This window comes from Pararhizobium capsulatum DSM 1112, from assembly GCF_030814475.1.
Taxonomy (GTDB): domain Bacteria; phylum Pseudomonadota; class Alphaproteobacteria; order Rhizobiales; family Rhizobiaceae; genus Pararhizobium; species Pararhizobium capsulatum.
Window position 1 is genome coordinate 1,350,274 of sequence record NZ_JAUSVF010000001.1, and the last position, 21,826, is coordinate 1,372,099.

19 protein-coding genes are annotated in these 21,826 nt (G+C 59.6%); 16 read left to right on the top strand and 3 right to left on the bottom strand.

Annotation, left to right across the window (positions count from 1 at the left end):
• Positions 1 to 50: 50 nt before the first annotated feature.
• The 6 genes from flhA (at position 51) to QO002_RS06500 (ending at position 5,063) form a co-directional block, all read left to right on the top strand.
• Positions 51 to 2,138 carry a flagellar biosynthesis protein FlhA gene (gene flhA, locus QO002_RS06475; protein ID WP_307227837.1) on the top strand — a complete coding sequence of 696 codons (2,088 nt, stop codon included), beginning with the start codon at positions 51 to 53 and terminating at the stop codon, positions 2,136 to 2,138.
• The gene (gene fliR / locus QO002_RS06480; RefSeq protein ID WP_307227839.1) at positions 2,135 to 2,887 is read left to right on the top strand and encodes a flagellar biosynthetic protein FliR; all 753 of its coding nucleotides are present in this window, start codon (positions 2,135 to 2,137) and stop codon (positions 2,885 to 2,887) included. The genes flhA and fliR overlap by 4 nt, the downstream gene beginning before the upstream one ends.
• Positions 2,888 to 2,892: 5 nt before the next feature.
• Complete coding sequence (locus QO002_RS06485; RefSeq protein WP_307227841.1) at positions 2,893 to 3,306, top strand: hypothetical protein; 414 nt, start codon at positions 2,893 to 2,895, stop codon at positions 3,304 to 3,306.
• A 116-nt stretch (positions 3,307 to 3,422) separates the two neighbouring features.
• Positions 3,423 to 3,989, top strand: coding sequence for a rod-binding protein (locus QO002_RS06490; RefSeq protein WP_307227843.1), 567 nt, complete (start codon positions 3,423 to 3,425; stop codon positions 3,987 to 3,989).
• Between the two features lie 148 nt (positions 3,990 to 4,137).
• Positions 4,138 to 4,506, top strand: coding sequence for a hypothetical protein (locus tag QO002_RS06495; RefSeq protein ID WP_307227845.1), 369 nt, complete (start codon positions 4,138 to 4,140; stop codon positions 4,504 to 4,506).
• On the top strand, positions 4,506 to 5,063 hold the full coding sequence (locus QO002_RS06500; protein WP_307227847.1) for a hypothetical protein: 558 nt from the start codon (positions 4,506 to 4,508) through the stop codon (positions 5,061 to 5,063). Before QO002_RS06495 ends, QO002_RS06500 begins: the two co-directional genes overlap by 1 nt.
• A 62-nt stretch (positions 5,064 to 5,125) precedes the next feature.
• Here QO002_RS06500 and QO002_RS06505 read toward each other — a convergent pair whose 3' ends face one another.
• The gene (locus QO002_RS06505; protein ID WP_307227849.1) at positions 5,126 to 6,115 is read right to left on the bottom strand and encodes a glycosyltransferase family 2 protein; all 990 of its coding nucleotides are present in this window, start codon (positions 6,113 to 6,115) and stop codon (positions 5,126 to 5,128) included.
• 157 nt (positions 6,116 to 6,272) lie between these two features.
• Between QO002_RS06505 and QO002_RS06510 the strand changes: the two genes are divergently transcribed.
• Genes QO002_RS06510 through QO002_RS06520 form a run of 3 tightly spaced genes read left to right on the top strand, consistent with a single transcriptional unit; the run spans position 6,273 to position 9,232 of the window.
• On the top strand, positions 6,273 to 7,532 hold the full coding sequence (locus QO002_RS06510) for a glycosyltransferase (protein WP_307227851.1): 1,260 nt from the start codon (positions 6,273 to 6,275) through the stop codon (positions 7,530 to 7,532).
• Positions 7,529 to 8,344 (top strand): WecB/TagA/CpsF family glycosyltransferase, encoded by an 816-nt coding sequence (locus QO002_RS06515; protein ID WP_307227854.1) that lies wholly within the window; start codon positions 7,529 to 7,531, stop codon positions 8,342 to 8,344. Before QO002_RS06510 ends, QO002_RS06515 begins: the two co-directional genes overlap by 4 nt.
• A 12-nt stretch (positions 8,345 to 8,356) precedes the next feature.
• A complete protein-coding gene (locus QO002_RS06520) occupies positions 8,357 to 9,232 on the top strand; it encodes a DUF6492 family protein (RefSeq protein ID WP_307227856.1) in 876 nt (291 codons plus the stop codon).
• 11 nt (positions 9,233 to 9,243) lie between these two features.
• Here QO002_RS06520 and QO002_RS06525 read toward each other — a convergent pair whose 3' ends face one another.
• Complete coding sequence (locus QO002_RS06525) at positions 9,244 to 10,509, bottom strand: lipopolysaccharide biosynthesis protein (RefSeq protein ID WP_307227859.1); 1,266 nt, start codon at positions 10,507 to 10,509, stop codon at positions 9,244 to 9,246.
• A 344-nt stretch (positions 10,510 to 10,853) separates the two neighbouring features.
• Here QO002_RS06525 and QO002_RS06530 point away from each other — a divergent pair, with 344 nt between their 5' ends.
• Positions 10,854 to 12,788, top strand: a complete 1,935-nt coding sequence (locus tag QO002_RS06530) for a GumC family protein (protein WP_307227861.1) — start codon at positions 10,854 to 10,856, stop codon at positions 12,786 to 12,788.
• Between the two features lie 121 nt (positions 12,789 to 12,909).
• The gene (gene folD / locus QO002_RS06535; protein WP_307227863.1) at positions 12,910 to 13,809 is read left to right on the top strand and encodes a bifunctional methylenetetrahydrofolate dehydrogenase/methenyltetrahydrofolate cyclohydrolase FolD; all 900 of its coding nucleotides are present in this window, start codon (positions 12,910 to 12,912) and stop codon (positions 13,807 to 13,809) included.
• A gap of 42 nt (positions 13,810 to 13,851) precedes the next feature.
• On the opposite strand, the gene QO002_RS06540 is transcribed toward folD, so the two are convergent.
• On the bottom strand, positions 13,852 to 14,886 hold the full coding sequence (locus QO002_RS06540) for a substrate-binding domain-containing protein (RefSeq protein WP_307227865.1): 1,035 nt from the start codon (positions 14,884 to 14,886) through the stop codon (positions 13,852 to 13,854).
• 292 nt (positions 14,887 to 15,178) lie between these two features.
• On the opposite strand from QO002_RS06540, the gene QO002_RS06545 reads away from it, so the two are divergent.
• The 5 genes from QO002_RS06545 (at position 15,179) to QO002_RS06565 (ending at position 21,757) form a co-directional block, all read left to right on the top strand.
• Positions 15,179 to 16,537 carry an ABC transporter substrate-binding protein gene (locus tag QO002_RS06545; RefSeq protein WP_307227867.1) on the top strand — a complete coding sequence of 453 codons (1,359 nt, stop codon included), beginning with the start codon at positions 15,179 to 15,181 and terminating at the stop codon, positions 16,535 to 16,537.
• A gap of 226 nt (positions 16,538 to 16,763) precedes the next feature.
• Entirely contained in the window at positions 16,764 to 17,774 is a 1,011-nt protein-coding gene (locus QO002_RS06550) for a carbohydrate ABC transporter permease (RefSeq protein ID WP_307227869.1), read from the top strand.
• A gap of 1 nt (position 17,775) precedes the next feature.
• Entirely contained in the window at positions 17,776 to 18,921 is a 1,146-nt protein-coding gene (locus QO002_RS06555) for a carbohydrate ABC transporter permease (protein ID WP_307227871.1), read from the top strand.
• 32 nt (positions 18,922 to 18,953) lie between these two features.
• On the top strand, positions 18,954 to 20,612 hold the full coding sequence (bglA, locus tag QO002_RS06560; RefSeq protein ID WP_307227872.1) for a beta-galactosidase BglA: 1,659 nt from the start codon (positions 18,954 to 18,956) through the stop codon (positions 20,610 to 20,612).
• Between the two features lie 56 nt (positions 20,613 to 20,668).
• The gene (locus QO002_RS06565) at positions 20,669 to 21,757 is read left to right on the top strand and encodes an ABC transporter ATP-binding protein (protein WP_307227873.1); all 1,089 of its coding nucleotides are present in this window, start codon (positions 20,669 to 20,671) and stop codon (positions 21,755 to 21,757) included.
• Positions 21,758 to 21,826 lie beyond the last annotated feature (69 nt).

The window sequence follows — 21,826 nt, forward strand, 5'->3', positions numbered from 1 at the left end:
GGCAGCAGGTATGAATGCTGCCCGCCTCTCATGAAGAGACGGAATTTCCGATGGCACAACCTCCTGCTCTGATCATCCCGAAAGTGGCGCCTCGTGGCCGTGATATCGGCTTCGCGCTCGGTATCGTGGCGATCCTGTCGATCCTCTTCCTGCCGATCCCGCCCTTTCTGATCGACCTCGGGCTTGCCTTCTCCATCTCTTTCTCCGTTCTCATCCTGATGGTGTCGCTGTGGATCCAGCGCCCGCTGGATTTCTCGTCCTTTCCGATCATTCTGCTGATCTCGACGATGACCCGTCTGTCGCTGAACATTGCGACGACGCGCGTCATTCTCTCACATGGGCATCTGGGTCACGATGCGGCGGGCGGCGTGATCGCCGGCTTCGCAAGCCTCGTGATGTCCGGTGACTTCGTCATCGGTCTGATCGTCTTCCTCATTCTGATCACGGTGAACTTCATCGTCATCACCAAGGGCGCGACGCGTATCGCCGAAGTCGGCGCCCGCTTCACCCTCGATGCCATTCCCGGCAAGCAGATGTCGATCGACGCCGACCTTTCGGCCGGCCTCATCGACGAAAAGGAAGCCCAGCGCCGTCGTCGCGAACTGGAAGAGGAAAGCTCCTTCTTCGGTTCGATGGACGGTGCCTCGAAATTCGTGCGCGGCGACGCGATCGCGGGTCTTCTGATCACCGGCATCAACATCTTCGGCGGCATCATCATCGGTTATGTCCGTCACGGCATGTCGATCGGCGAGGCGGCGGACGTTTTCGTCAAGCTTTCGGTCGGTGACGGTCTGGTCTCGCAGATCCCCGCCCTGATCGTTTCGCTCGCAGCCGGCCTGCTTGTGTCGCGCGGCGGCACGGCCGGTTCCACCGACCAGGCCGTCGTCGGACAGCTCATCAACTATCCGCGCGCGCTGATGCTTGCCTCCGGTCTGATAATCATGCTGGCGCTGATGCCAGGCCTTCCGTTCTTCCCGTTCGCCGTTCTCGGCGGCGGCATGGCCTTCCTGTCCTGGATCATCCCGCGCCAGCTCGAAGCGGCCAGCAAGGCCAAGCGAGAGGCGGAGCAGCAGGTTGCCTCGCAGGTCAAGGACACGGAGAAGGACTCGGTCAAGTCGGTCCTGAAGACCGCGGAAGTCGAACTCCTGCTCGGCAAGCAGGTTTCCACGCGGCTTCTCGGCTTGCACCAGGAACTGGCCTTCCGCGTGGGCAAGATGCGCCGCAAGTTTGCCGGCCAGTACGGTCTCATCGTCCCGGAAATCAAGGTGTCGGACGACATCAGCATTCCGGACAAGGCCTATCACATCCGCATCCACGGGACGACGATCGCCTCGAACACGGTGCGTGTCGGGGAAGTCATCGTCGTCACCGGCGGTGGCCGTCGCCCGAGCGTTCCGGGGGACGATATCCGCGAACCCGCATTCGGCATGCCGGCGGTCTCGATCCTGGAAACCTTCACGGAAGATCTGAAGCGCGAAGGCTTCCACCCGATCGACAACGTCTCCGTCGTGCTGACGCACCTGTCGGAAGTCATCCGCAACAACCTGCCGCAGCTTCTCTCCTACAAGGACGTGAAAATCCTCATCGAACGTCTCGATCCGGAATACCGCAAGCTGGCGGATGAAATCTGCACCTCGCACATGTCGTATTCGGGCCTGCAGGCCGTGCTGAAGCTGTTGCTGGCCGAGCGTGTCTCGATCCGCAACCTGCATCTGATCCTCGAAGCGGTCGCCGAACTTGCGCCGCATGTCAGGAAGACCGAGCAGATCGTCGAGCATGTTCGCGTGCGAATGTCGCAGCAGCTTTGCGGGGATCTGGCCGACAACGGCACGCTGCGCGTCCTGCGCCTCGGCAGCAAATGGGACATGGTGTTCCATCAGGCACTGAAGCGCGATGCCAAGGGCGAAATCGTCGAATTCGATATCGATCCACGTCACCTGGAGGAGTTTTCCGAGCAGGCCACGTTGGTCATCCGTGAACATCTCGACCGCGGCATGCCGTTCGTACTGGTAAGTTCGCCCGAATCTCGCTCTTATGTGCGCATGATCATCGAACGTCTTTTCGCAACACTGCCGGTACTCAGCCATGTCGAGCTCGCCAAGGGCCTCGAGATCAAGATCATCGGCTCGATTTCATGATCACCGACCCGGAAGGCACGGTGCTGGCGCTGTTTGCGGCGTTCTGCCGGATCGGCGGCTGCATCATGGTCATGCCGGGTTTCTCGACCGCGCGCGTCTCCGTCAATATCCGCCTTCTGCTCGCCGCGGCGATATCGATGGCGATCCTGCCGATCATGTGGGACCAGATCTATCCCCAGGTCACCGGCAAGGGCCACACCTACATCTACCTTATTGCCACGGAGACTGTCATCGGCTCGGTCATCGGCCTGATCTCCCGCTATTATGTCCTTGGGCTTCAGTTCGCCGGTACGGTCCTGACGATGATGATAGGCTTCAATGCTCCGCCATCGGCCGACGTTCTGGAAGACACGCCGGAAAACCAGCTGACCAACATGATCAGCTTCGCCGGGCTCATGATGCTGTTCATGCTGGATTTCCACCACGTCATGATCGAGAGCCTGGTCGATTCTTACAAGGTCATGCCGATCGGTGTCGGTTTTGACCCGCAGGGTGTGCTGATCACGCTGACAAACGCGCTGGAAACCACCTTCATGATCATGCTGAGGCTGGCGAGCCCGTTTCTGATCTATGGCCTCCTGTTCAACCTCGCCATCGGCCTCGTCAACAAGCTGGCGCCGGCGATCCCGATCTACTTCATATCGCTTCCCTATCTCATCATGGGCGGCATGTTCCTGCTCTATCTCGGTATCGCTGCGATGCTGAAGCTGTTTGCCGACGGGTTCGGACCCGTCATGCTGGGGGGGTGACGTCCGTGGAGCTCCGTTCCAAGAAATTAAAGCGCCTGGTCGCGGTTCAGCGTCATCTCGAGCAGATGGCTGAGTCAGAGCTTGCCGAAACATCACGTCAACGGCGCGAACTCTCCGAAACGATCGACGTCGTCGTGGATGCCATGGGTTCGGCGAAGCCGCTGCACGCCATGTTCTCCGGGCACTATGCCTCCCAGCTCGGTCGCCTTGCCCAGAAGGACCAGATGCTTCTCGGCATCCAGCAGGTTCACGAAGCACGCGTTCTGAAGGAACGGGCAAAGGGTGACCGTCTGGAAGAGAATATGAAGGATGCGAGGACGGCAGAAGATCGCGAAGAGGCGGATAATGCCATCTACGATCTCATCGACCAGCACACCATGGGCGTGCCTCCAGCTTCCGGTAAGGTTGGCCACTCATAGTGCCACCTCAAGGCCGGCGTCTCGCGCGTCGGCATCACTGACCGAAAAGACCGACATTCAGGAGCCGACGGGGGATCGAATTCCCACGTCTGCCCGTGGACGAAAAGGACTGTCCGATGGCCATATCTCCGCCCAGCGATCTCGTTTTGGATGTCGTGCGCGCCGCAGACCCGACCGAGGTCCAGGAAGCGCAGGCGCGACTGAAAGCCAATCAGGCGGCATTCCGCGCCACCAGTCTGGCGGAAAACGGCAATGGCTTTGCCAATACCGTTGCGGTGCTCAACCAGAACGAAGGAAGCTCCGGTCTCGGCAACATCAACAATCGCGCCGAGCCGGTCAAGATTCCGGAAACCTACCGGAAGTTCGAGGCGATGGTGCTGCAGAACTTCGTGAAGTCCATGCTGCCGACCGACAGCGAAGAAGTCTACGGCAAAGGCACCGCCGGCAATATGTGGAAGAGCATGATGGCCGAGCAGGTCGCCAATGTCATGGCGGAAGGCGACGGCGTTGGCATTGCCAAAAGCATGATCACCGACCGCATCGTCGGGGAGGACGGTCCGGACCGCGTCAATGCATCGCTCGACGGCAACGACAACAATGTCGCGCTGAGCATGGTGCAGGAATATCAGCGCAAGGCCGTCGATCAGTTCATGGGAACTGAAGAGAAGAAAGATCAGCCGTAGCGCGTACCTTTGGAACGCCCGGCATTTCGAGACTGGCGTCCATCAACATAACAGTTTCCCGGTTGCGAAATCGGGAAACCCGCAAACGAATTCTGCGCATCGTCGCGTGCTGGCCGATCAGCATACATGCGCTTGAGGGAGCTAAAAGATGGAAGCTGCTGCATCCAGTGACGTGCGTATCCGCAATGTGCTTGGCCGTCTCGAGATGATCCTCGACAACGAGAACGAGCGCATCGGGGTGGATCCCAGCTTCGATCTGAAGATGTCCAATGCACGCAAGAGCCGCTGCCTCTATGAGCTGACTATGCTTCATCGCAATGCGCCGCTCGATGAGATCTCGCCATCCTTCATCGATCAGACCAAGCACATTCGCGTCAAGCTGATGGCGAACTCCCAAAAGGTCAACGCCCAGATGGAAGCCTGCCGCTCGGTCGTCGATATCCTGAAGACCGTCGCCAAGAATGCCGAGGCAGACGGCATCTACTCGCAGGAACAGTTCTGCTACGGTAACTTCTGATGCTCAAACTCGTTTTTGTCGGCGTCTGGGTCTGTGCCGTTACGCTCGGCTCTGTCTACTATTCGATGCAGCAGGCCTCCGCGCCGGTGGTATCGGATGCCGACGCCGAGCGTAAGGCCTTGCAGGAATATGTGCCCGGCGAGTTGATCACGGTCCCCGTCATCACCGACGGCGCGGTCCAGGGATACTTCCTGACCAAGCTTTCCTTCGCCGTCGACAAAAACAAGATCAAGACCCTGCATGTGCCACTCAAGGAAAGCGTCACGAGCGCGCTCTACGATATCCTTGTCGGTCAGCGGCTGATCAATGTCGCCGACACCAGCAATTTCGATCTCGCGAATTTCAAGACAAAGGTGAAGGAAGGGCTGAACAAGGATTTCGAGGACGAGATCATCTTCGAGGTGCTGGTCGAGCAGCTCGAATACCTCTCCAAAGCGGATGTTGCACGCCTTGCCAATGCCCCCAACGAGCCGAAGCAGCGCCCTGTCGCTATCATCGACAAGAACGGCAATACTGCCCAGGACGAACTGCCGGGCAAGGAAGCCGCCGCGCACTGATGTTTCTTAGACAGATGCGTAGGTGAAGACAGAGCGGGATGCGGCCGGTGTGGCCCTCCCGCTCAATTTTTTTCCGGGTTTCGATATTGCTCGTTGATCAGACCGAACTCCGCCATCAGCCTGCCAATCGCCACGTGGAAGTGAAACAGCACCGTCGGGGCAACACCCGTGCGCCGCCACAGCGTGAGGCCGCGGAACGGCGAGGCGGCGAGCAGCAGCAACGAATGTCCGATGGTGCGGATGCGACCTGCCAGGCCGGGTCTTGCCCTGTGGGCGAGTTGAGCGGAGAGGGCGCCCGTCCGGAGGCTGCGCGCCCTGATCCAGGACCCTTCCGTGCGTCGGGCGGGGATCGTTTCCGTAACCCAGGCATCGTTTGCCCAGGCAAAACAAAATCCTTCCGCACGACATCGCCGGTAGAAGTCGCTGTCGCCACCGCCGGTGAAATTGAAGGCGGGGTCGAGAAAGGGTGTCGGCATCCGACGCAGCACGGTGCTGCTGATCAACACGTTTCCCGAAGAGTATAGGATCGGCACCGGTCCGCTTGTGTCATAATGGGGCGTGAAGACGGGATGCTGCTTCAACGCGCTACGCGCCTTGTCCTCGAAATCAGGCAGCTGCGGACCGCCGACGAGGTCCGCTCCTGTCTGCTGATGTACCGAGATGAGATTTTCCAGCCACGACGGTGCAGCCACCTCGTCATCGTCAATGACCGCCAGTGCCTTCATCTGCGGGTAGCTCGAAAGGGCCGCTGTCCAGCCGGCGTTGTAGGCGTGGCAATTGCCGCGGTCGTGCGCGACAACGATCAGCGCGTTGACCCGATGCTGAAGAAAGAAGTCCCTTGCAGCGTGCGCACCCGCCAATCCCTCGGCATCGTTCTCCATCACGACAATTGCGAAGGGGCAGCCGGGCTGCTGAGAAAGCACAGTCTTTAGCGTTTTTACGAGATGTTCGGGCCTGCGGAAGGTCGGCAGCGTGACGACGATTTCGACGCTATCGGCCGGATCGGGCGCCTGCTGGTGGAACATCGAGACGTGCGGCGCTGTCGGGGTCATTTCTTGGCCTGTCTAAGAGCTGATGCGAGCCTACTAAAGCAAATCTTCCTAAACAGATGCTGAATTCCGGAATTCGCTTTTGAATGAATAGTTTAAGCGTGATTTCACGTCGTGTTGCTACAGTCTGGGAAGTTGAACTCAAGTCTCGTGTGGCGACATGCATCTGCTATTCGTTTCCTCGTTGGTCCCCGTGCAGAAACCGTCTTCCGGTTTCGATATCGCCAATCGTGCCGTGATCGATGGGCTGGTGGCCCTTGGCCACCGGGTCAGTGTTGTCGGCTTTATCGAGCCGGGCCAGGAGCCTGCCCGCCCGCAGGACACACACATTCTTGGCGAAGCCCAACTCTCCAACGCGAGGGTGGGCGCAGCAACCAAGCTTGGCTGGCTGCTCACCGCCTTGGTGCGGGGTACCAGCCTGTCTTCAGCGAAAATGCTCAGGGTCTCAATCGAGCGGATCGAGGCTCTGCTTGCCGAGTTGCTACCGTTCGATGGGATCATACTGAATTCGGTGCAGCTCCCTGCAGCCTTCGTCGCCGTTTTTCAGCGGTACCCGAATATCTATGTCGGCCATAATATCGAAGCGGATTCCGCGCTGGCAAATGCGGAACGGGCGCGCAGCCGCTTCGAGCGCATGATGTTCTCGCGAGAGGCGCGTTATCTCGAACAGTACGAACGGCAGCTGGCGCAAGGCGCGACGCGGATCTGGACCTTTGCGGAACCCGATCGCTTTGGCTTTGGCTACCTTCTATCGGACAAGGCGAGCGTTTTGCCGCTTGTGACCCAGTGGGACGCGCCCGATACGCTTGCACCCGTTCCGGTGGAGTACGATCTCGGCCTGATCGGCACATGGAGTTGGAAGCCGAACCGCATCGGCCTCGACTGGTTCCTGAACAGGATCGTGCCGCTTCTGCCGTCGGAAATGACGATCGCGATTGCCGGACAGATTGCTGGTGCTCCCGCTGTTTCCCATCCAGGCGTCAAATTTCTCGGTCGGGTGCCGGATGCACGCGCCTTCATTGCCGCAAGCGGGGTGGTGCCGCTTGTCAGCAAGAGCGGGACGGGCGTCCAGCTGAAGTCGATCGAGGCCTTTGAGCTCGGTCTGCCGACCGTTGCGACGCGTCAGTCGCTGCGCGGGATCGATGTGATCCCGTCAAACTGTGCCATCGCCGACAATGAGGCAGAATTCGCCCGGCTGCTGACCGAGCGCGTTGCCGGCGTCGGCGCCGGGACCACTTCCCGGGTCTCCGGAACCCTGTTCCACCATGCCCAGAGATCGCGGCTTCTCGAAACGCTCCAGGACGGGCTTTCCAAGCTTGGCGGTGCTGCAACTCAGCAGGATCCGATTGCAAGCCATCCCCCGGCAAGTGGCAAGGGGCGGTTTCCCCTCGCGGTCCATGAAGGAGGTAAAGCAAGATGAACCTTGTTCCCGGTATTCAGATTGTTCCGTCTCAACGGATGATCTTCGATATTCCCGTGTGCGATCTGAGCTGGGCGGAAGCCTTCAGCTTTGCCGATGAACTGGCGTCGATGCCCATCGGCCAGACGGTGATTTCGTTCCTGAATGCCAACAACGCCAATCTTGCATTGCAGGATAAGGAGTATCACGACATCCTTTCGCGCCATATCGTGCTGCCGGATGGCCATGGCGTCGATATCGCTTCGCGCGTCCTGCACGGAAAGGTTTTCCCGGCCAATCTCAACGGTACGGATTTCGTGCCGGCCCTGATGACCTACATGACGACGCCCCGTCGCGTCGCCATGATCGGCGCCACGCAGGATGTTTTGAAGCGCGCAGCCGCCAACTTCAAGAAACACGCGCCGTGGCACACCTTCATCCCGGTCAGCGACGGCTATTTCGATCCCTCGCAATCCGATGCGGTCATGGCACGGGTCCGGGAAGCAAGGCCGGATATCCTGCTGGTTGCCATGGGAAGTCCGAGACAGGAAAAATGGATTGATCGCCACGTCGGTCCCGGCCATGCCCGCCTGATCATCGGCGTCGGTGCGCTGTTTGACTTCGTCGCCGACGAGGTGCCGCGTGCGTCCGAGACCGTGCGCCAGTTGCGGCTGGAGTGGCTACACCGCCTGCTGCACGAGCCCCGTCGCCTCTGGCGCCGCTATATCATTGGAAACCCACTTTTCCTGTGCCGTGTTTTGCGTCATAAGTTGACCATGAGTTCGCGGACGCCGCCGAAAGGTGCCCGACGGATCGGACAAAGGTTGCTCTGACGGATCGGTTTCATGCGCACAGCTGTTGTAACGGCATCCTATGCCGGGGATTTCGAGCGCTGCCGGCTGCTTTGCGAAAGCATGGACCTGCGTCTCAAGGGCAGCTGGACCCACTATATCCTCGTCGCGCCGTTTGACGTTTCCCTGTTTCGAACGCTGGAGGGACCACGCCGCCGCATCGTGTCGGAGCGCGACCTTCTGCCATCTTGGCTGCGCGCCATTCCCGATCCGACCTCGCGTGGTCGCAGCAAGATCTGGATCAGTCCCTTCGGTCTGCCGCTACGTGGCTGGCACGTCCAGCAGTTGCGCCGCTTCGCGCTCAGCCGTCATATCAATGAGGAGGCGATGTTCTCGATCGACTCCGATGTCGTACTGCTCAGGGATTTCGATCCCGCCAGCCTTTGGCACAACGGGCGCCTCGCGCTCTATAGCAAGGTGGATGGAATCCAGCCCGAGATGCCGTCAAATCATCTTGAATGGCTTGCCCATTCCGATCGGCTCCTCGGTATCGGCCCCTACCGGCTGCCGGCCACGGACTATATCAACACGCTGATCGGCTGGCGTAGCGATACCTGCCGCGCGCTTCTCGATTATATCGAAAATTTGCATGGTCACGGCTGGGTGCGCGCCATCATCCGCTCCCGGCAGTTTTCCGAATGCCTGATCTATGGGCGCTTCGTTGATGAGGTGCTGAACGGCGAGGGGCATTATGCCGCCGAAGCGCTGTGCCATGTGCTCTGGACTGAGGACGACTATGAGCGGGACCTGCCGGGCCTGCAGCGTTTTCTTGCCCGGATGGGGCCAAACCAGATCGGAATTGGCGTCCAGTCTTTCGTCGGGCATGACCTCGACGATATTCGTGCTCTTGTGCTCGGCAACGCAGCCTGATTTTCCTGAGGTCAGATGACGCGGGCGCGCCTTGTCGTAAGGGCGTTGTAGGTGAGGGCAAAGGAAGCGAGATAGACGGCCAGATATACGCCATTCAGCATTGGGGACCAGAAGGCGACATCGAGGCTCGTTTTCAGCAAAGCCGCCAGCAACCCCATTTTCAAAACGCCTGCTACGACGAGATTGGTCATTCGTCGAACCGTCGCGCCCGTCGCATAAAGCAGTTCGGAATGGTACTCGACAAGATTGCGAAAGGATGGGACCAGAAGCACGGCCATCAGATAAGGGGCAGCCTCCGAGACGTTGTTGCCCAGCCCGTGCGGGAGAATCCAGAGATAGATCGCCATCGTGGCGATCGCGGCGAACGATACGGCGGCCACAAGCCCTTCGATTATCAACCGGGTGCGCCACGAGGAAATCGTTTCCGGCGTGCGCATGATCTTTTGTACAAGCAGCGTGTTGAAGGTTCGTACCGGCAGAGCGGTCAAGTCAGCCAGCCGCATGATGATCGCGTAGAGACCGGAGACAGCTGGGCCACCGACACTAAGCACCGCAATCTTGTCGAACTCCGACTGGATATAAAAAAGCACTTCCGCACCCGCGACCGATAGCGAGTCCGACCAACGCCGGAGGTAAAGCCGGGGACGCCAGCGCAACCGTACCTTCGGGAAGAAAAATACGGCTGCAATAATAAAGCTGGAAGCATTTGCCGTAAGATAGAACAGCGACCAGCTCTGGAGCGTCGTAAGGTGCGATAGCGCGAAGATCACGGCCGCAACGGTGCGGATTGCCGTGCCGATGACGACAAGCAAGCTGGCTCGGCCGAAGCGGCCAAGGCCGTTCAGGACGACGACGGAAACTTCGAGCCCCCGCCAGCAGATGATCTCGGCTGCCATGAAAGCGGCAAATACCGGACCCGCCATGTCGGCAGCAAACACCGCGTAAAAGACGCCGGTGCAGATGAGTGCGATCAGCGGCAGGGAAGCAAGGGCCGCGACGATAAAACCGAGACTATAGGTGCCGATCAGCAGCGGCTTGACGGTCGAGATTCGATATAACGGCGACATGAAGCCGAAGGCGAGCACACGCGAAACCATGATGCCGGCCGCGGACGCGGTCGCGAACAGTCCGAATTCAGCAATCGAAAGACCATTTGCAACACAGATGAAATAGACGAGCGAAAGCACGAGCCGGCCCACCGATCCGCCCGTCATGGACAGATAGGCCTGAACCACATAACGGTGGCGCGCATAAAGCATCTTGGCAAGCTTAATCACGGGTCTGGGTCCACGAGTCCATGATACAGCGGCGGCCATTTCGGCCACTGGATCTTATTTAGGTTGTAGTATGAAAAGCTTAATGAGCAGTTTTGAATCGCCTTGCTTTTCCGATCCGGCGAAGGGGTGTGCGTTAACGGTTTGTTGTCCATAAAAACGTAGTTTGTCTTCACGATTGCAGAATTTCGTTTTGGGTATTGCAGGCATTTATGTTCGAGCCGGAAAACAAACCACGGGCGAAAGAGCGCTCGCTTCTCGATTTCGCGTCGGAAGCGACGTCTGTGAACGCGCGTCCATCGGCCGGAGCTGTACACCGCCAAACGCCGGGATCCCTTATAGAGCGATTGGACGAGCTTGCAGTTGAGAGGGCAGTCAGCGATCGGCCGAAGATTGCGGTTGCTGTCGATAAACGCCCCCCTCTTTCGAAAGAGACCGCCCCGGCGGCCGATACCTCGACGTCAGGCCTGTTCAAACGGCTTACAAACGGTTTTTGGGCGGCGCCGCCCCATGCGGCGGCCGAAACCAATGCCAATCCGGATCGCCCGCTCATCGACATCGCCCTGATTGCCGGTTCCGTATGGCAGGTGCGATATGTCGTTCGGGCAACCACGGTGCTGGGTGCTGTTGGTGGCATCATGCTCGCGATGTCGACGTCTCCCGCCTTCATAGCGCAGAGCAAGCTCTATATCGATCCGCGAGAGGTCCGGTTGACGGATTCGGACCTTTCGAAGGAAAGTTTCTCCACCGAAGCGATTCTCGCCCTTGTCGATAGCCAGACCCAGGTGCTGCGCTCGCCGGCCGTTCTGGCAAAGGTGGCCATAGACCTCGGCCTCGAACGCGACGGCGAGTTTGGTACCTCCGCGGGAAGCGGCGGCGGATTTCTGGATGGTGTGAAGGTCATTCGCGAAGTCCTGTCGCCGCCCGGCAAACCTGTCGCCAACACGGCCGCGGAAGCCGCGGTTGATCCGCGCGTCGTCGACAATCTTGCCGAAGCCATCACGGTTTTCCGCGATCCCAAGACTTTCATCGTCACTGTCGAGGTGAAAAGCCACGATGCTGCCAAGTCGGCGCGGATTGCAAACAGCGTCGTCGCCACCTTCCTGGATGAGGAACAGTCGGCACAATCCAGCTTCTATCAACGCACGACCGAGGCACTCGACAGTCGACTTGCCGAGCTGCGTCGCTCCCTGGACGAAGCGGAAAATGCCGTCGAAAAATACAAGGCCGATCACGACATCATCGGCGCGAATGGGGAGCTGATTGCCGACAAGCAACTGCTGGCGCTGAGCGATCAGGTCGCTGTAGTGCGCAGCCGGATCAGCGATGCCCGGGCAAAGGCAGAAATCGTCAGTCGGGTCGATGCAGATGCGGTCCTGACCGGCTCATTTCCGGAAGAGATTATTTCCGCCACCATTTCGGAGCTACGCAAGCAATATTCGGCGGCGCGCGCGCAGCTAGGCGCGCTGGATGCGAGCCTCGGCCCGCGCCACCCGCAGAGACTTGCCGCAGCGCAGGCGCTCGATGTAGCCCGCTCCGAAGTCGGTAACGAACTGCGCCGTATCGCTGCGTCCAATCGCACGGAGCTTGAGCGTGCCCAGAAGGCCGAGCAGGACCTGCTGCGGCAGCTGGCAGTACAAAAGACGCAGCAGGTCAGCGCTGCCGGTTCGTTCATCGAGCTCCGGGAGATGGAACGAAAGGCTGCAGCGACGCGAGCGCTCTACGAATCCTTCCTGAAGCGCGCCAGCGAAACCGGGGAAGAAGAAAAGCTGACCGCCAAGAATATTCGCGTGATTTCCCCGGCACAACCGCCGCTCGCCTCCAGCGGGACGTCGCGCAAGACCATTGTGATCATCGGCGTTGTTCTCGGTTTTCTGGCTGGCATCGGTCTTGGCGTGCTGCTCGGTATCCTGCGCAGCCTGCGCCTGATGCTCGCAACTCCGTCGGAAGATGAAACGATCCAGGCAAAGGCGCCGATACTTCCACCCGATGGCGGTGACAACGATCGCGGTCATCGCTCCGTCCCCAGGCAGGAGCCGGAGTATACTGGCGTGCGCAGGGAAGCGGTTCCATCGCAACAATACGCGGACGCTTCCGCCGCGGCACTTTCGGTCCTCGTGTCGAGAGGGTTGCCGGCCCAGCTACCCGATGAGCACGACCAGGAGGTCGGATATCCAGAGTTCGATCCGGATGTGGCTCATCTCCAGGAAGAGCTGCGGGCGCTACGCTCGCGGGTGGAAGAATATTCGCGCTACAAGACTGCGCTTCGCCGTCAAGGTTGAACCTGCGACGTTTCGGCTCTTGTATTTATCACAACGGAACAGCATAGGACGCAATGAGGCCATTGTGCCTCTTGCCTTGTACTAAAGTGTCGCGAACAACGAAAAGCCCGGGAGAGCATCCGTGACCACCGTTATTGATGGCAGAGAGGTTGCCGCGTCCGTGATCGGCGCGGTGAAGGCGGCAACTGTTGTGCTGGAGCACGAAGCCGGCGTGAAGCCAGGCCTCGCCGTCGTCATCGTCGGCAATGATCCGGCGAGCCATGCCTATGTCTCGTCGAAGAGCAAGATGGCCAAGGAATGCGGCTTCGCCTCCGTGCAGCACACACTGCCGGAAGACACAACGCAGGAAGCGCTGGCGGCCTTGGTCGGAACGCTCAATGCCGATCCGGCCATTCATGGCATTCTGGTTCAGCTTCCCTTGCCGAAACCTTTGAATTCCGAGCCGATCATCCAGTCGATCCTGCCGGAAAAGGATGTCGATGGCCTCAACATCGTCAATGCCGGCAAGCTGGCGACGGGTGATCTCGATGGCGGGCTCGTCTCCTGCACGCCGGCCGGTGCCATGGTGTTCGTCAAGCGCACCCATGGCGAGGACTTGTCAGGTCTCAATGCCGTCGTCATCGGCCGCTCGAACCTGTTCGGTAAACCTATGGCGACCCTGTTGCTGGCCGCCAATGCCACCGTCACGGTTGCCCATTCCCGCACCAAGGATATTGCCGCTGTCTGCCGCGGCGCCGATATTCTCGTTGCGGCCGTCGGGCGCCCCGAGATGGTCAAGGCCGATTGGGTAAAGCCGGGCGCGACCGTTATCGACGTCGGGATCAACCGCGTGCCCGCGCCTGAAAAGGGTGAAGGCAAGTCCAAGCTCGTCGGCGATGTCGCCTTTGCCGAATGCGCTGAGGTTGCAGCGGTCATCACGCCGGTTCCGGGTGGTGTCGGTCCCATGACCATTGCCATGCTGATGGCCAATACGGTCATTGCCGCTTATCGCAAGGCCGGCCGTAAAGCGCCGAAGTTCTGAGGGGTAGGTTGGGGAGGCGCACGGTCCTTCCTCTCTGCTCCCTTATCTCCTCGCCGGTGCAGGGCCGGTCGAGGCGCGAACGATCAGTTCCGTTCGCCATAGTTCCTGCTCCACGGTGTCGGACGTCACGCCGATACGCGATATCAGCCGGCTTGCGATCCGTGACCCGGCCGCCCTCAACGAAGAGCGGGTGGTCGTCAACGGCACCATGAAATTTTCGGGCTTGAGCATCGGAAGCACGTCGTCATGGGTAATCAGCGAAATATCCCTGCCGATTGTCAGCCCGGCACGGGTGATGGCGCGCACCGCGCCGAGGGCCATGACGGTGCTGGAACAGAGCACCGCGGTTGGCGGCTCCGGATTGCCAAGAAAGCGCTCCATGGCGCGGTAGCCATATTCGTCCGTCATCGGCGAGTTGTGGGAAAGCGTTTCGTCGAAGACCAGTCCGTTTTCATCCAGCGCGCGAACCATTCCCTTCTTGCGGCGGATCGCGAATGTCAGATGGCTCTGGCCGTTGATCAGCGCGATGCGGCGATGCCCGAGCTGGATCAGCAGTCGCGTCGCCTCGTAGAAGGCGCCGGTATTGTCGATATCGAGAAAGGGGTAGTCAGTCGGTTGATTGATGGTGCGTCCATGCACCACGAAGGGGATCGACAGAGATTTGAGCATGGCAATGCGCGGGTCGTTTTCCCGGACATAGGCGAGAAACAGCGCATCGACATTGCCGCTCGCCGCCAGCCGCTTGAACGTTAGCTCCTCATCTTCGGGGGCACTTGGATTGATGACGAAATGAAAATCGTGGCGCACGGATTCTTCGCCAAGCCCCGCTAAGAACTCGCCGAAATGGATGTCGGAATCGATGCCCTGCGCGATCGGCATGACGAGGCCGATCGAGCCTGCGCGTCCAGTCGCCAGCCGCTGCGCAGCGCGGTTCGGCCGGTACCCGGTTTCCCGCACCGCTCTCAGCACCCTTTGACGGGTTTCCGCATTGACTTCAGGAAAGCCGTTGAGGGCACGGCTGACCGTCGTCTGCGACAGGCCCAGCATTTCCGCAAGTTTCTTCAGATTGACATTCATCGGCAGCGCATCCTCCCAAAGCGCTTTGATATCTCGCCGCGGTTCTCCAATGCAGGGCGAGAAAAACCCATTCTGTATCATCGCCCATACGGCTGACAAAGAAAAATAGAGTTCGCTGCGGCGCAAACATTCGCTGCAACCGCGTAAAAACGCAGGTTTGCGCGATCTGCGGGAAAAGTCTTGACTTGCCACCTCTCCAAATGTTTTGTTAGCAGCTCAAAGCGCTTTGAATTTTGCGCTTGTTTGTGGCCCGGCGTCTAGTCAGGTCGGGCGTTTCTTGGGAGGAAGTGACGTGAAGAAAACATTCTTGTTGAGTGTGGCTGCGCTGGCGCTCCTCGGGGGCGTAGCAAACGCCGCCGAGCTGAAGTTCAAGCCGGGCGAAGATTCGAAATTCAACTGGGCAAGTTTTGAAGAATTCAAGAAGGGTCATGATCTCAAGGGTCAGACGCTGACGATCTTCGGCCCCTGGCGCGGCGAAGACCAGGCCCTGGCAGAGTCCGTGCTTGATTATTTCCGCGAAGCGACGGGTGCCGACGTCAAGTACTCCTCGTCGGAAAACTACGAACAGCAGATCGTCATCGACACCCAGGCCGGTAGCCCGCCGGATGTTGCCATTCTTCCCCAGCCGGGCCTGATCGGCGATCTCGCCTCCAAGGGTTACCTCGCGCCGCTCGGCGAAGAGACCCAGAAGTGGCTTCTCGACAACTACGCCGCTGGCCAGTCCTGGGTCGATCTATCGACCTATGCCGGCAAGGACGGCACCAAGGCGCTCTACGCGTTCCCCTACAAGATCGACGTGAAGTCGCTGGTCTGGTACGTGCCGGAAAACTTCGAAGACGCGGGTTACGAAGTCCCCAAGACCATGGAAGACCTGAAGGCTCTGACCGAGAAGATCGTCGCTGATGGTGGTACCCCGTGGTGCATCGGCCTCGGCTCCGGTGGCGCGACCGGCTGGCCGGCAACCGACTGGGTCGAAGACATGATGCTGCGCACGCAGTCCGCTGATGTCTACGACAAGTGGGTCAAGAACGAGATCCCGTTCACCGACGCCGCCGTTACCGGCGCGATCGATGAATTCGGCTGGTTTGCCAAGAACGACAAGAACGTTGATGGCGGTGCTGCAGCGGTTGCCGCAACCGACTTCCGCGACAGCCCGAAGGGCCTCTTCTCGTCGCCTCCGAAGTGCTACCTGCATCACCAGGCGTCGTTCATCCCGTCCTTCTTCCCTGAGGGCACGGTCGTTGGCCAGGATGCCGACTTCTTCTACATGCCGCCTTATGCCAGCAAGCCTGATCTCGGCAACCCGGTTCTCGGTGCCGGCACGCTTGCCATGATCACCAAGGACACGCCGGCTTCGCGCGCCTTCATCGAATTCCTGAAGACGCCGATCGCCCATGAAGTCTGGATGGCGCAGTCGTCGTTCCTGACGCCGTTCAAGAGTGCCAACAAGGACACCTATGCCAACGGTCCGATGAAGAAGCAGGGCGAAATCCTGCTCGGCGCGACCACCTTCCGCTTCGACGGTTCCGACCTGATGCCGGGCAAGATCGGTGCAGGCGCGTTCTGGACCGGCATGGTTGATTATGTCGGCGGCAAGTCCTCCGCAGATGTCGCAGCCGACATTCAGAAGGCATGGGACGCCATCAAGTAATATCAGATGTCAAGAGCCGGCGGCATGATCGCCGGCTCTTCCCGTATGTGCCCCATTGGAAATTTCGGTGGGTTTTGCAAAACCTCGTTGAAGAAGGTTTGAGGCGCCGACGGCCGTTTCCTATGGTGTTGGCTGCATAATCCGAATTCGGCCATTGCCGGTTCGGCACAAGGAATGAAGAGGGCGGGCCGGATTCCGGTCGCCCGTTCCTGGGGGAGGAATTGCCGTGCAACAGTTGTTTTACGCCATATTGACGATGGCAGCCGGGGTTCTGGCCTGCGTCGCCTATTTCTTCGGTACGAACTGGATCCTCGACAAGATCTTTCCGTCGAAGGGGCTTTCCGGCGCACAGGCGTCGAAAAACCTGCGCATCACCAATGCCATCCGGCCATGGCTGTTTCTCGGACCTGCGCTGTTCGCGCTGACGGTCTATCTGGTCTATCCCGTCATCGAATCCGTCTGGCTCGCCTTCCATGACAAATCGGGCCAGGAATTTGTCGGCTTCCGGAATTTCATCTGGATGGTCAATGACGGCGAATTCCGCCAGTCGATCTTCAACAATTTCCTCTGGCTGCTCGTCGTTCCGGCCGCCGCCACCTTCTTCGGCCTGATCATCGCAGCCCTGACCGACCGCATCTGGTGGGGCAATATCGCCAAGACCCTGATCTTCATGCCGATGGCCATCTCCTTCGTCGGCGCCTCGGTCATCTGGAAATTCATCTATGATTATCGCGCCGAAGGCTCCGAGCAGATTGGCCTTTTAAACGCCATCGTCGTTGCCTTTGGTGGCGCGCCTGAAGCGTGGATTACCATTCCCTTCTGGAACAACTTCTTCCTGATGGTCATCCTGATCTGGATCCAGACCGGCTTCGCCATGGTCATCCTGTCGGCTGCGCTGCGTGGCATCCCGGAAGAGACGCTGGAAGCCGCTGTCATTGATGGTGCCAATGGCCTGCAGATCTTCTTCAAGATCATGATCCCGCAGATCTGGGGCACGATCGCCGTCGTCTGGACGACGATCACCATTCTGGTTCTCAAAGTCTTCGATATCGTTCTGGCGATGACAAACGGGCAGTGGCAGAGCCAGGTGCTCGCCAACCTCATGTTTGACTGGATGTTCCGAGGGGGCGGGGACTTCGGTCGCGGTGCCGCAATCGCGGTGACCATCATGGTGCTCGTCATCCCGATCATGGTCTGGAATATCCGCAACGCACGCAAGGAAATGGGAGGCCACTGAGATGATAGGTGCTGCACGTTCCCCCCTGATGTGGGTTGTTCATCTGTCGGTTCTACTTCTCGTCCTGATCTGGACATTGCCGACCGCAGGCCTTCTGATTTCCTCGCTTCGCGACAAGGACCAGCTTGCCGTTTCCGGCTGGTGGACCGCACTTTCCAGTTCGACGCGCAACGACGTATTCCGCGCACCGACTGCCGAAGCCCAGGTCGAGCGCGACGGCAAGTTCGTGATTTCCGGTAACGTGCGCGACAGCGACGCTGGAACGATTTCGGCTTTCGGCATATCCAGCCGCGAGCCCGTCGCCTTCAAGGCCGGCGAAACGGCCGACCTGAGCGACGGCGCGAAGCTGACGGTCCAGGCAGATGGCAGCTTCGAGATCGTTTCCGACACGTCGATGGAAGGTGCGCGCGGCCAGCGCATCTTCTTCACGGCGTCCACGCCACCGCGTTTCACCCTCGATAACTACCGTGAGGTCATGAACGCCTCGGGCATCGGCGCATCCTTCATCAACTCGCTGACGGTCGCCATCCCCTCGACCATCATTCCGATACTGATCGCTGCCTTCGCGGCTTATGCGCTGGCCTGGATGGAATTTCCGGGGCGCTCCCTGCTGATCGCTGTTGTCGTCGGCCTTCTCGTCGTGCCGCTGCAGATGTCGCTGATCCCGCTGCTGAAGCTTTATAACGGCGTTGGTGGGTTCCTTGGCGTGCCGGCCAAGACCTATATGGGCATCTGGCTTGCCCATACCGGCTTCGGCCTGCCGCTCGCCATCTATTTGCTGCGCAACTATATGGCCGGCCTGCCACGCGAAATCATGGAGTCTGCACGGGTCGATGGCGCGAGCGACTTCGACATCTTCGTCAAGATTATACTGCCCTTATCCTTCCCGGCGCTCGCTTCCTTCGCGATCTTCCAGTTCCTCTGGACCTGGAACGACCTGCTGGTGGCCATGGTGTTCCTCGGTACGGGCAACAACGAGCTGGTTCTGACGGGCCGCCTCGTCAACCTGCTCGGCAGCCGTGGCGGCAACTGGGAAATCCTGACCGCATCCGCCTTCATCACCATCATCGTTCCTTTGATCGTCTTCTTCAGCCTGCAGCGTTACCTCGTGCGCGGCCTGCTGGCAGGCTCGGTCAAGGGCGGCTGATTTCTAAAAATAGGACTGCAAGCGAAATGAACATGAGCTTATCGAAACCGAGCGAAACCCTGCTGCAGCCCGACAAGAACTGGTGGCGCGGCGCGGTGATCTACCAGATCTACCCGCGCAGCTACCAGGATTCCAACGGCGACGGCATCGGGGACCTGAAGGGCATCACCGCGCGTCTGCCCTACGTCGCCTCGCTCGGAGTCGATGCCATCTGGATTTCGCCGTTCTTCACCTCACCGATGAAGGATTTCGGCTACGACGTCTCGGATTACCGCGGCGTCGATCCGATCTTCGGCGGGCTTTCCGATTTCGATGCGCTGATCACTGAGGCCCATCGCCTCGGCATCCGGGTGATGATCGATCTCGTGCTGTCGCATACCTCCGACCAGCATCCGTGGTTCGTGGAGAGCCGTTCCAGCCGCTTCAACCCGAAGTCCGACTGGTATGTTTGGTCGGATTCCAAGCCCGACGGAACGCCGCCGAACAACTGGCTGTCGATCTTCGGCGGCTCGGCCTGGCAGTGGGACCCGACGCGCCTGCAATATTTCATGCATAACTTCCTGACCTCGCAGCCGGACCTTAACCTGCACAATCCGGAAGTTCAGGATGCGCTGCTTGCCGTCGAACGGTTCTGGCTGGAGCGCGGTGTCGATGGTTTCCGGTTGGACACGATCAACTTCTACTTCCACGACCTGGAACTGCGCGACAACCCGGCCTTGGCGCCCGAGCGCCGCAACGCCAACACGGCACCGGCGGTCAACCCATACAATTATCAGGAACATCTCTACGACAAGAACCGGCCGGAGAACCTGGCGTTCCTCAAGCGCTTCCGCGCCGTCATGGATGAGTTCCCGGCAATTGCCGCAGTCGGCGAAGTCGGAGACAGTCAGATCGGTCTGGAGATCGCCGGCCAGTACACCTCCGACGGCGACAAGATGCATATGTGCTATGCCTTCGAATTCCTGGCGCCTGATCCGCTGACCCCGGCAATTGTCGCGGAAGTTCAGCATGCCTTCGAGCGTGCCGCACCGGAAGGCTGGGCCTGCTGGGCGTTTTCCAACCACGACGTCGTGCGTCATATCAGCCGCTGGGGCCTCGATATTGCCGATCACGAAGCTCATGCGAAATTCCTGGCAAGCCTGCTGATGACGCTGCGCGGCTCGGTCTGCATCTATCAGGGCGAAGAGCTGGGTCTGACGGAAGCCGATCTCGCCTTTGAAGACCTGCAGGATCCCTACGGCATTCAATTCTGGCCGGATTTCAAGGGTCGCGACGGGTGCCGTACACCCATGGTCTGGGATGCCAATGCAGTCAATGGTGGCTTTGGTGAAGGCAAGCCGTGGTTGCCGGTTTCGGGCAATCATATCGGCCGCGCCGTCTCTGTACAGGAATCCGATGCGCGCTCGGTATTGCAGCACTACAGGCGTTTTCTCGCCTTCCGCAAGCAACATCCGGCCTTTGCCAAGGGCGAGATCGATTTCCGGCCCTATCAGGCACCGGTGCTCGGCTTTACCCGCAGCTACGGCAACGAGACCATTCTCTGCATCTACAATATGAGTGGTGAGACGACCTCGCTTGAGCGTCCGGTCGAAACGCTCGAAGTGCTGGAAGGTCATGGTTTCGCATCGCAATTCGGAGACGACAGCATCACGCTGCCGGCGTGGAGCGGCTTCTTCGCACGCTTGGTATGACAGGAAAAATGGCCGTGAGAAAAGGCCGGATAATCGGGAATGAAGGGGAGGATGGCATGACTGGTCTCGCACTGAAGAATATCAGCAAGTCGTATGGCGCCGTGGATGTCATTCACGGCATCGACCTCGACATCCGAAAGGGCGAGTTCGTGGTTTTCGTCGGACCGTCCGGCTGCGGAAAATCGACCCTGCTGCGCATGATCGCCGGCCTGGAGGAAATCAGCGGCGGCGACATGTTCATCGAGGGCGAGCGCGTCAACGACGTGCCGCCATCGAAGCGCGGCATCGCCATGGTCTTCCAGTCCTACGCGCTCTATCCACACATGACCGTCTACGACAACATGGCCTTCGGCATGCGCATCGCCAAGGAAACCAGGGAAGAGATCGATCGCCGGGTTCGCTCGGCCGCCGATATCCTGCAGCTCACCAAATATCTGGATCGCCTGCCGAAAGCGCTTTCCGGCGGTCAGCGCCAGCGTGTCGCCATCGGTCGGGCGATCTGCCGCAATCCGAAGGTCTTCCTGTTCGACGAGCCCTTGTCCAACCTCGATGCGGCTCTTCGTGTCGCGACCCGCATCGAGATCGCCAAGCTCAACGAAGCCATGGCCGATACGACGATGATCTACGTGACCCACGATCAGGTAGAAGCCATGACGCTTGCAGACCGCATCGTCGTGCTGTCGGCCGGCCATATCGAGCAGGTCGGCGCACCGCTGGAGCTTTACGAGCGTCCGGCCAATCTCTTCGTTGCCCAGTTCATCGGCTCACCAGCGATGAACGTCATCCCGGCAAAGATCATCACCGCTGGCCAGCAGACGACTGTCGAGCTTGTCGGCGGCAAGCGCGATACCCTCGATATCGCCACCGCTACCAGCGAAGCCGGCAAGATCGCAAGCTTCGGCGTACGGCCGGAGGATCTGCGCATTGCTGATGGCGAGGATTTCCTGTTCGAAGGTACCATCGCAATCATCGAGGCGCTGGGTGAGGTAACGCTGCTCTATATCGAGGGCCTCGTCGCAAACCAACCGATCATCGCCAAGATCCCCGGCATTCTCGATGTGGCGCGCGGCGCAAAAGTCCGCTTCACCGCCGACAGGGCAAAGCTCCATCTGTTCGACGAGGCCGGCAAGACCTACCGCCGCTAAGTCTCTGAGACTGGCATTTATTTAGCATCAGGCCGCCGGTGAAAATCGGCGGTTTTTTTGTTGTGACTC

Coding starts and splice junctions, on each gene's coding strand:
- flhA (WP_307227837.1), top strand. CDS start 51: ATGGCACAACCTCCTGCTCTGATCATCCCGAAAGTGGCGCCTCGTGGC.
- fliR (WP_307227839.1), top strand. CDS start 2,135: ATGATCACCGACCCGGAAGGCACGGTGCTGGCGCTGTTTGCGGCGTTC.
- QO002_RS06490 (WP_307227843.1), top strand. CDS start 3,423: ATGGCCATATCTCCGCCCAGCGATCTCGTTTTGGATGTCGTGCGCGCC.
- QO002_RS06495 (WP_307227845.1), top strand. CDS start 4,138: ATGGAAGCTGCTGCATCCAGTGACGTGCGTATCCGCAATGTGCTTGGC.
- QO002_RS06500 (WP_307227847.1), top strand. CDS start 4,506: ATGCTCAAACTCGTTTTTGTCGGCGTCTGGGTCTGTGCCGTTACGCTC.
- QO002_RS06505 (WP_307227849.1), bottom strand. CDS start 6,115: ATGACCCCGACAGCGCCGCACGTCTCGATGTTCCACCAGCAGGCGCCC.
- QO002_RS06510 (WP_307227851.1), top strand. CDS start 6,273: ATGCATCTGCTATTCGTTTCCTCGTTGGTCCCCGTGCAGAAACCGTCT.
- QO002_RS06515 (WP_307227854.1), top strand. CDS start 7,529: ATGAACCTTGTTCCCGGTATTCAGATTGTTCCGTCTCAACGGATGATC.
- QO002_RS06520 (WP_307227856.1), top strand. CDS start 8,357: ATGCGCACAGCTGTTGTAACGGCATCCTATGCCGGGGATTTCGAGCGC.
- QO002_RS06540 (WP_307227865.1), bottom strand. CDS start 14,886: ATGAATGTCAATCTGAAGAAACTTGCGGAAATGCTGGGCCTGTCGCAG.
- QO002_RS06555 (WP_307227871.1), top strand. CDS start 17,776: ATGATAGGTGCTGCACGTTCCCCCCTGATGTGGGTTGTTCATCTGTCG.
- bglA (WP_307227872.1), top strand. CDS start 18,954: ATGAGCTTATCGAAACCGAGCGAAACCCTGCTGCAGCCCGACAAGAAC.
- QO002_RS06565 (WP_307227873.1), top strand. CDS start 20,669: ATGACTGGTCTCGCACTGAAGAATATCAGCAAGTCGTATGGCGCCGTG.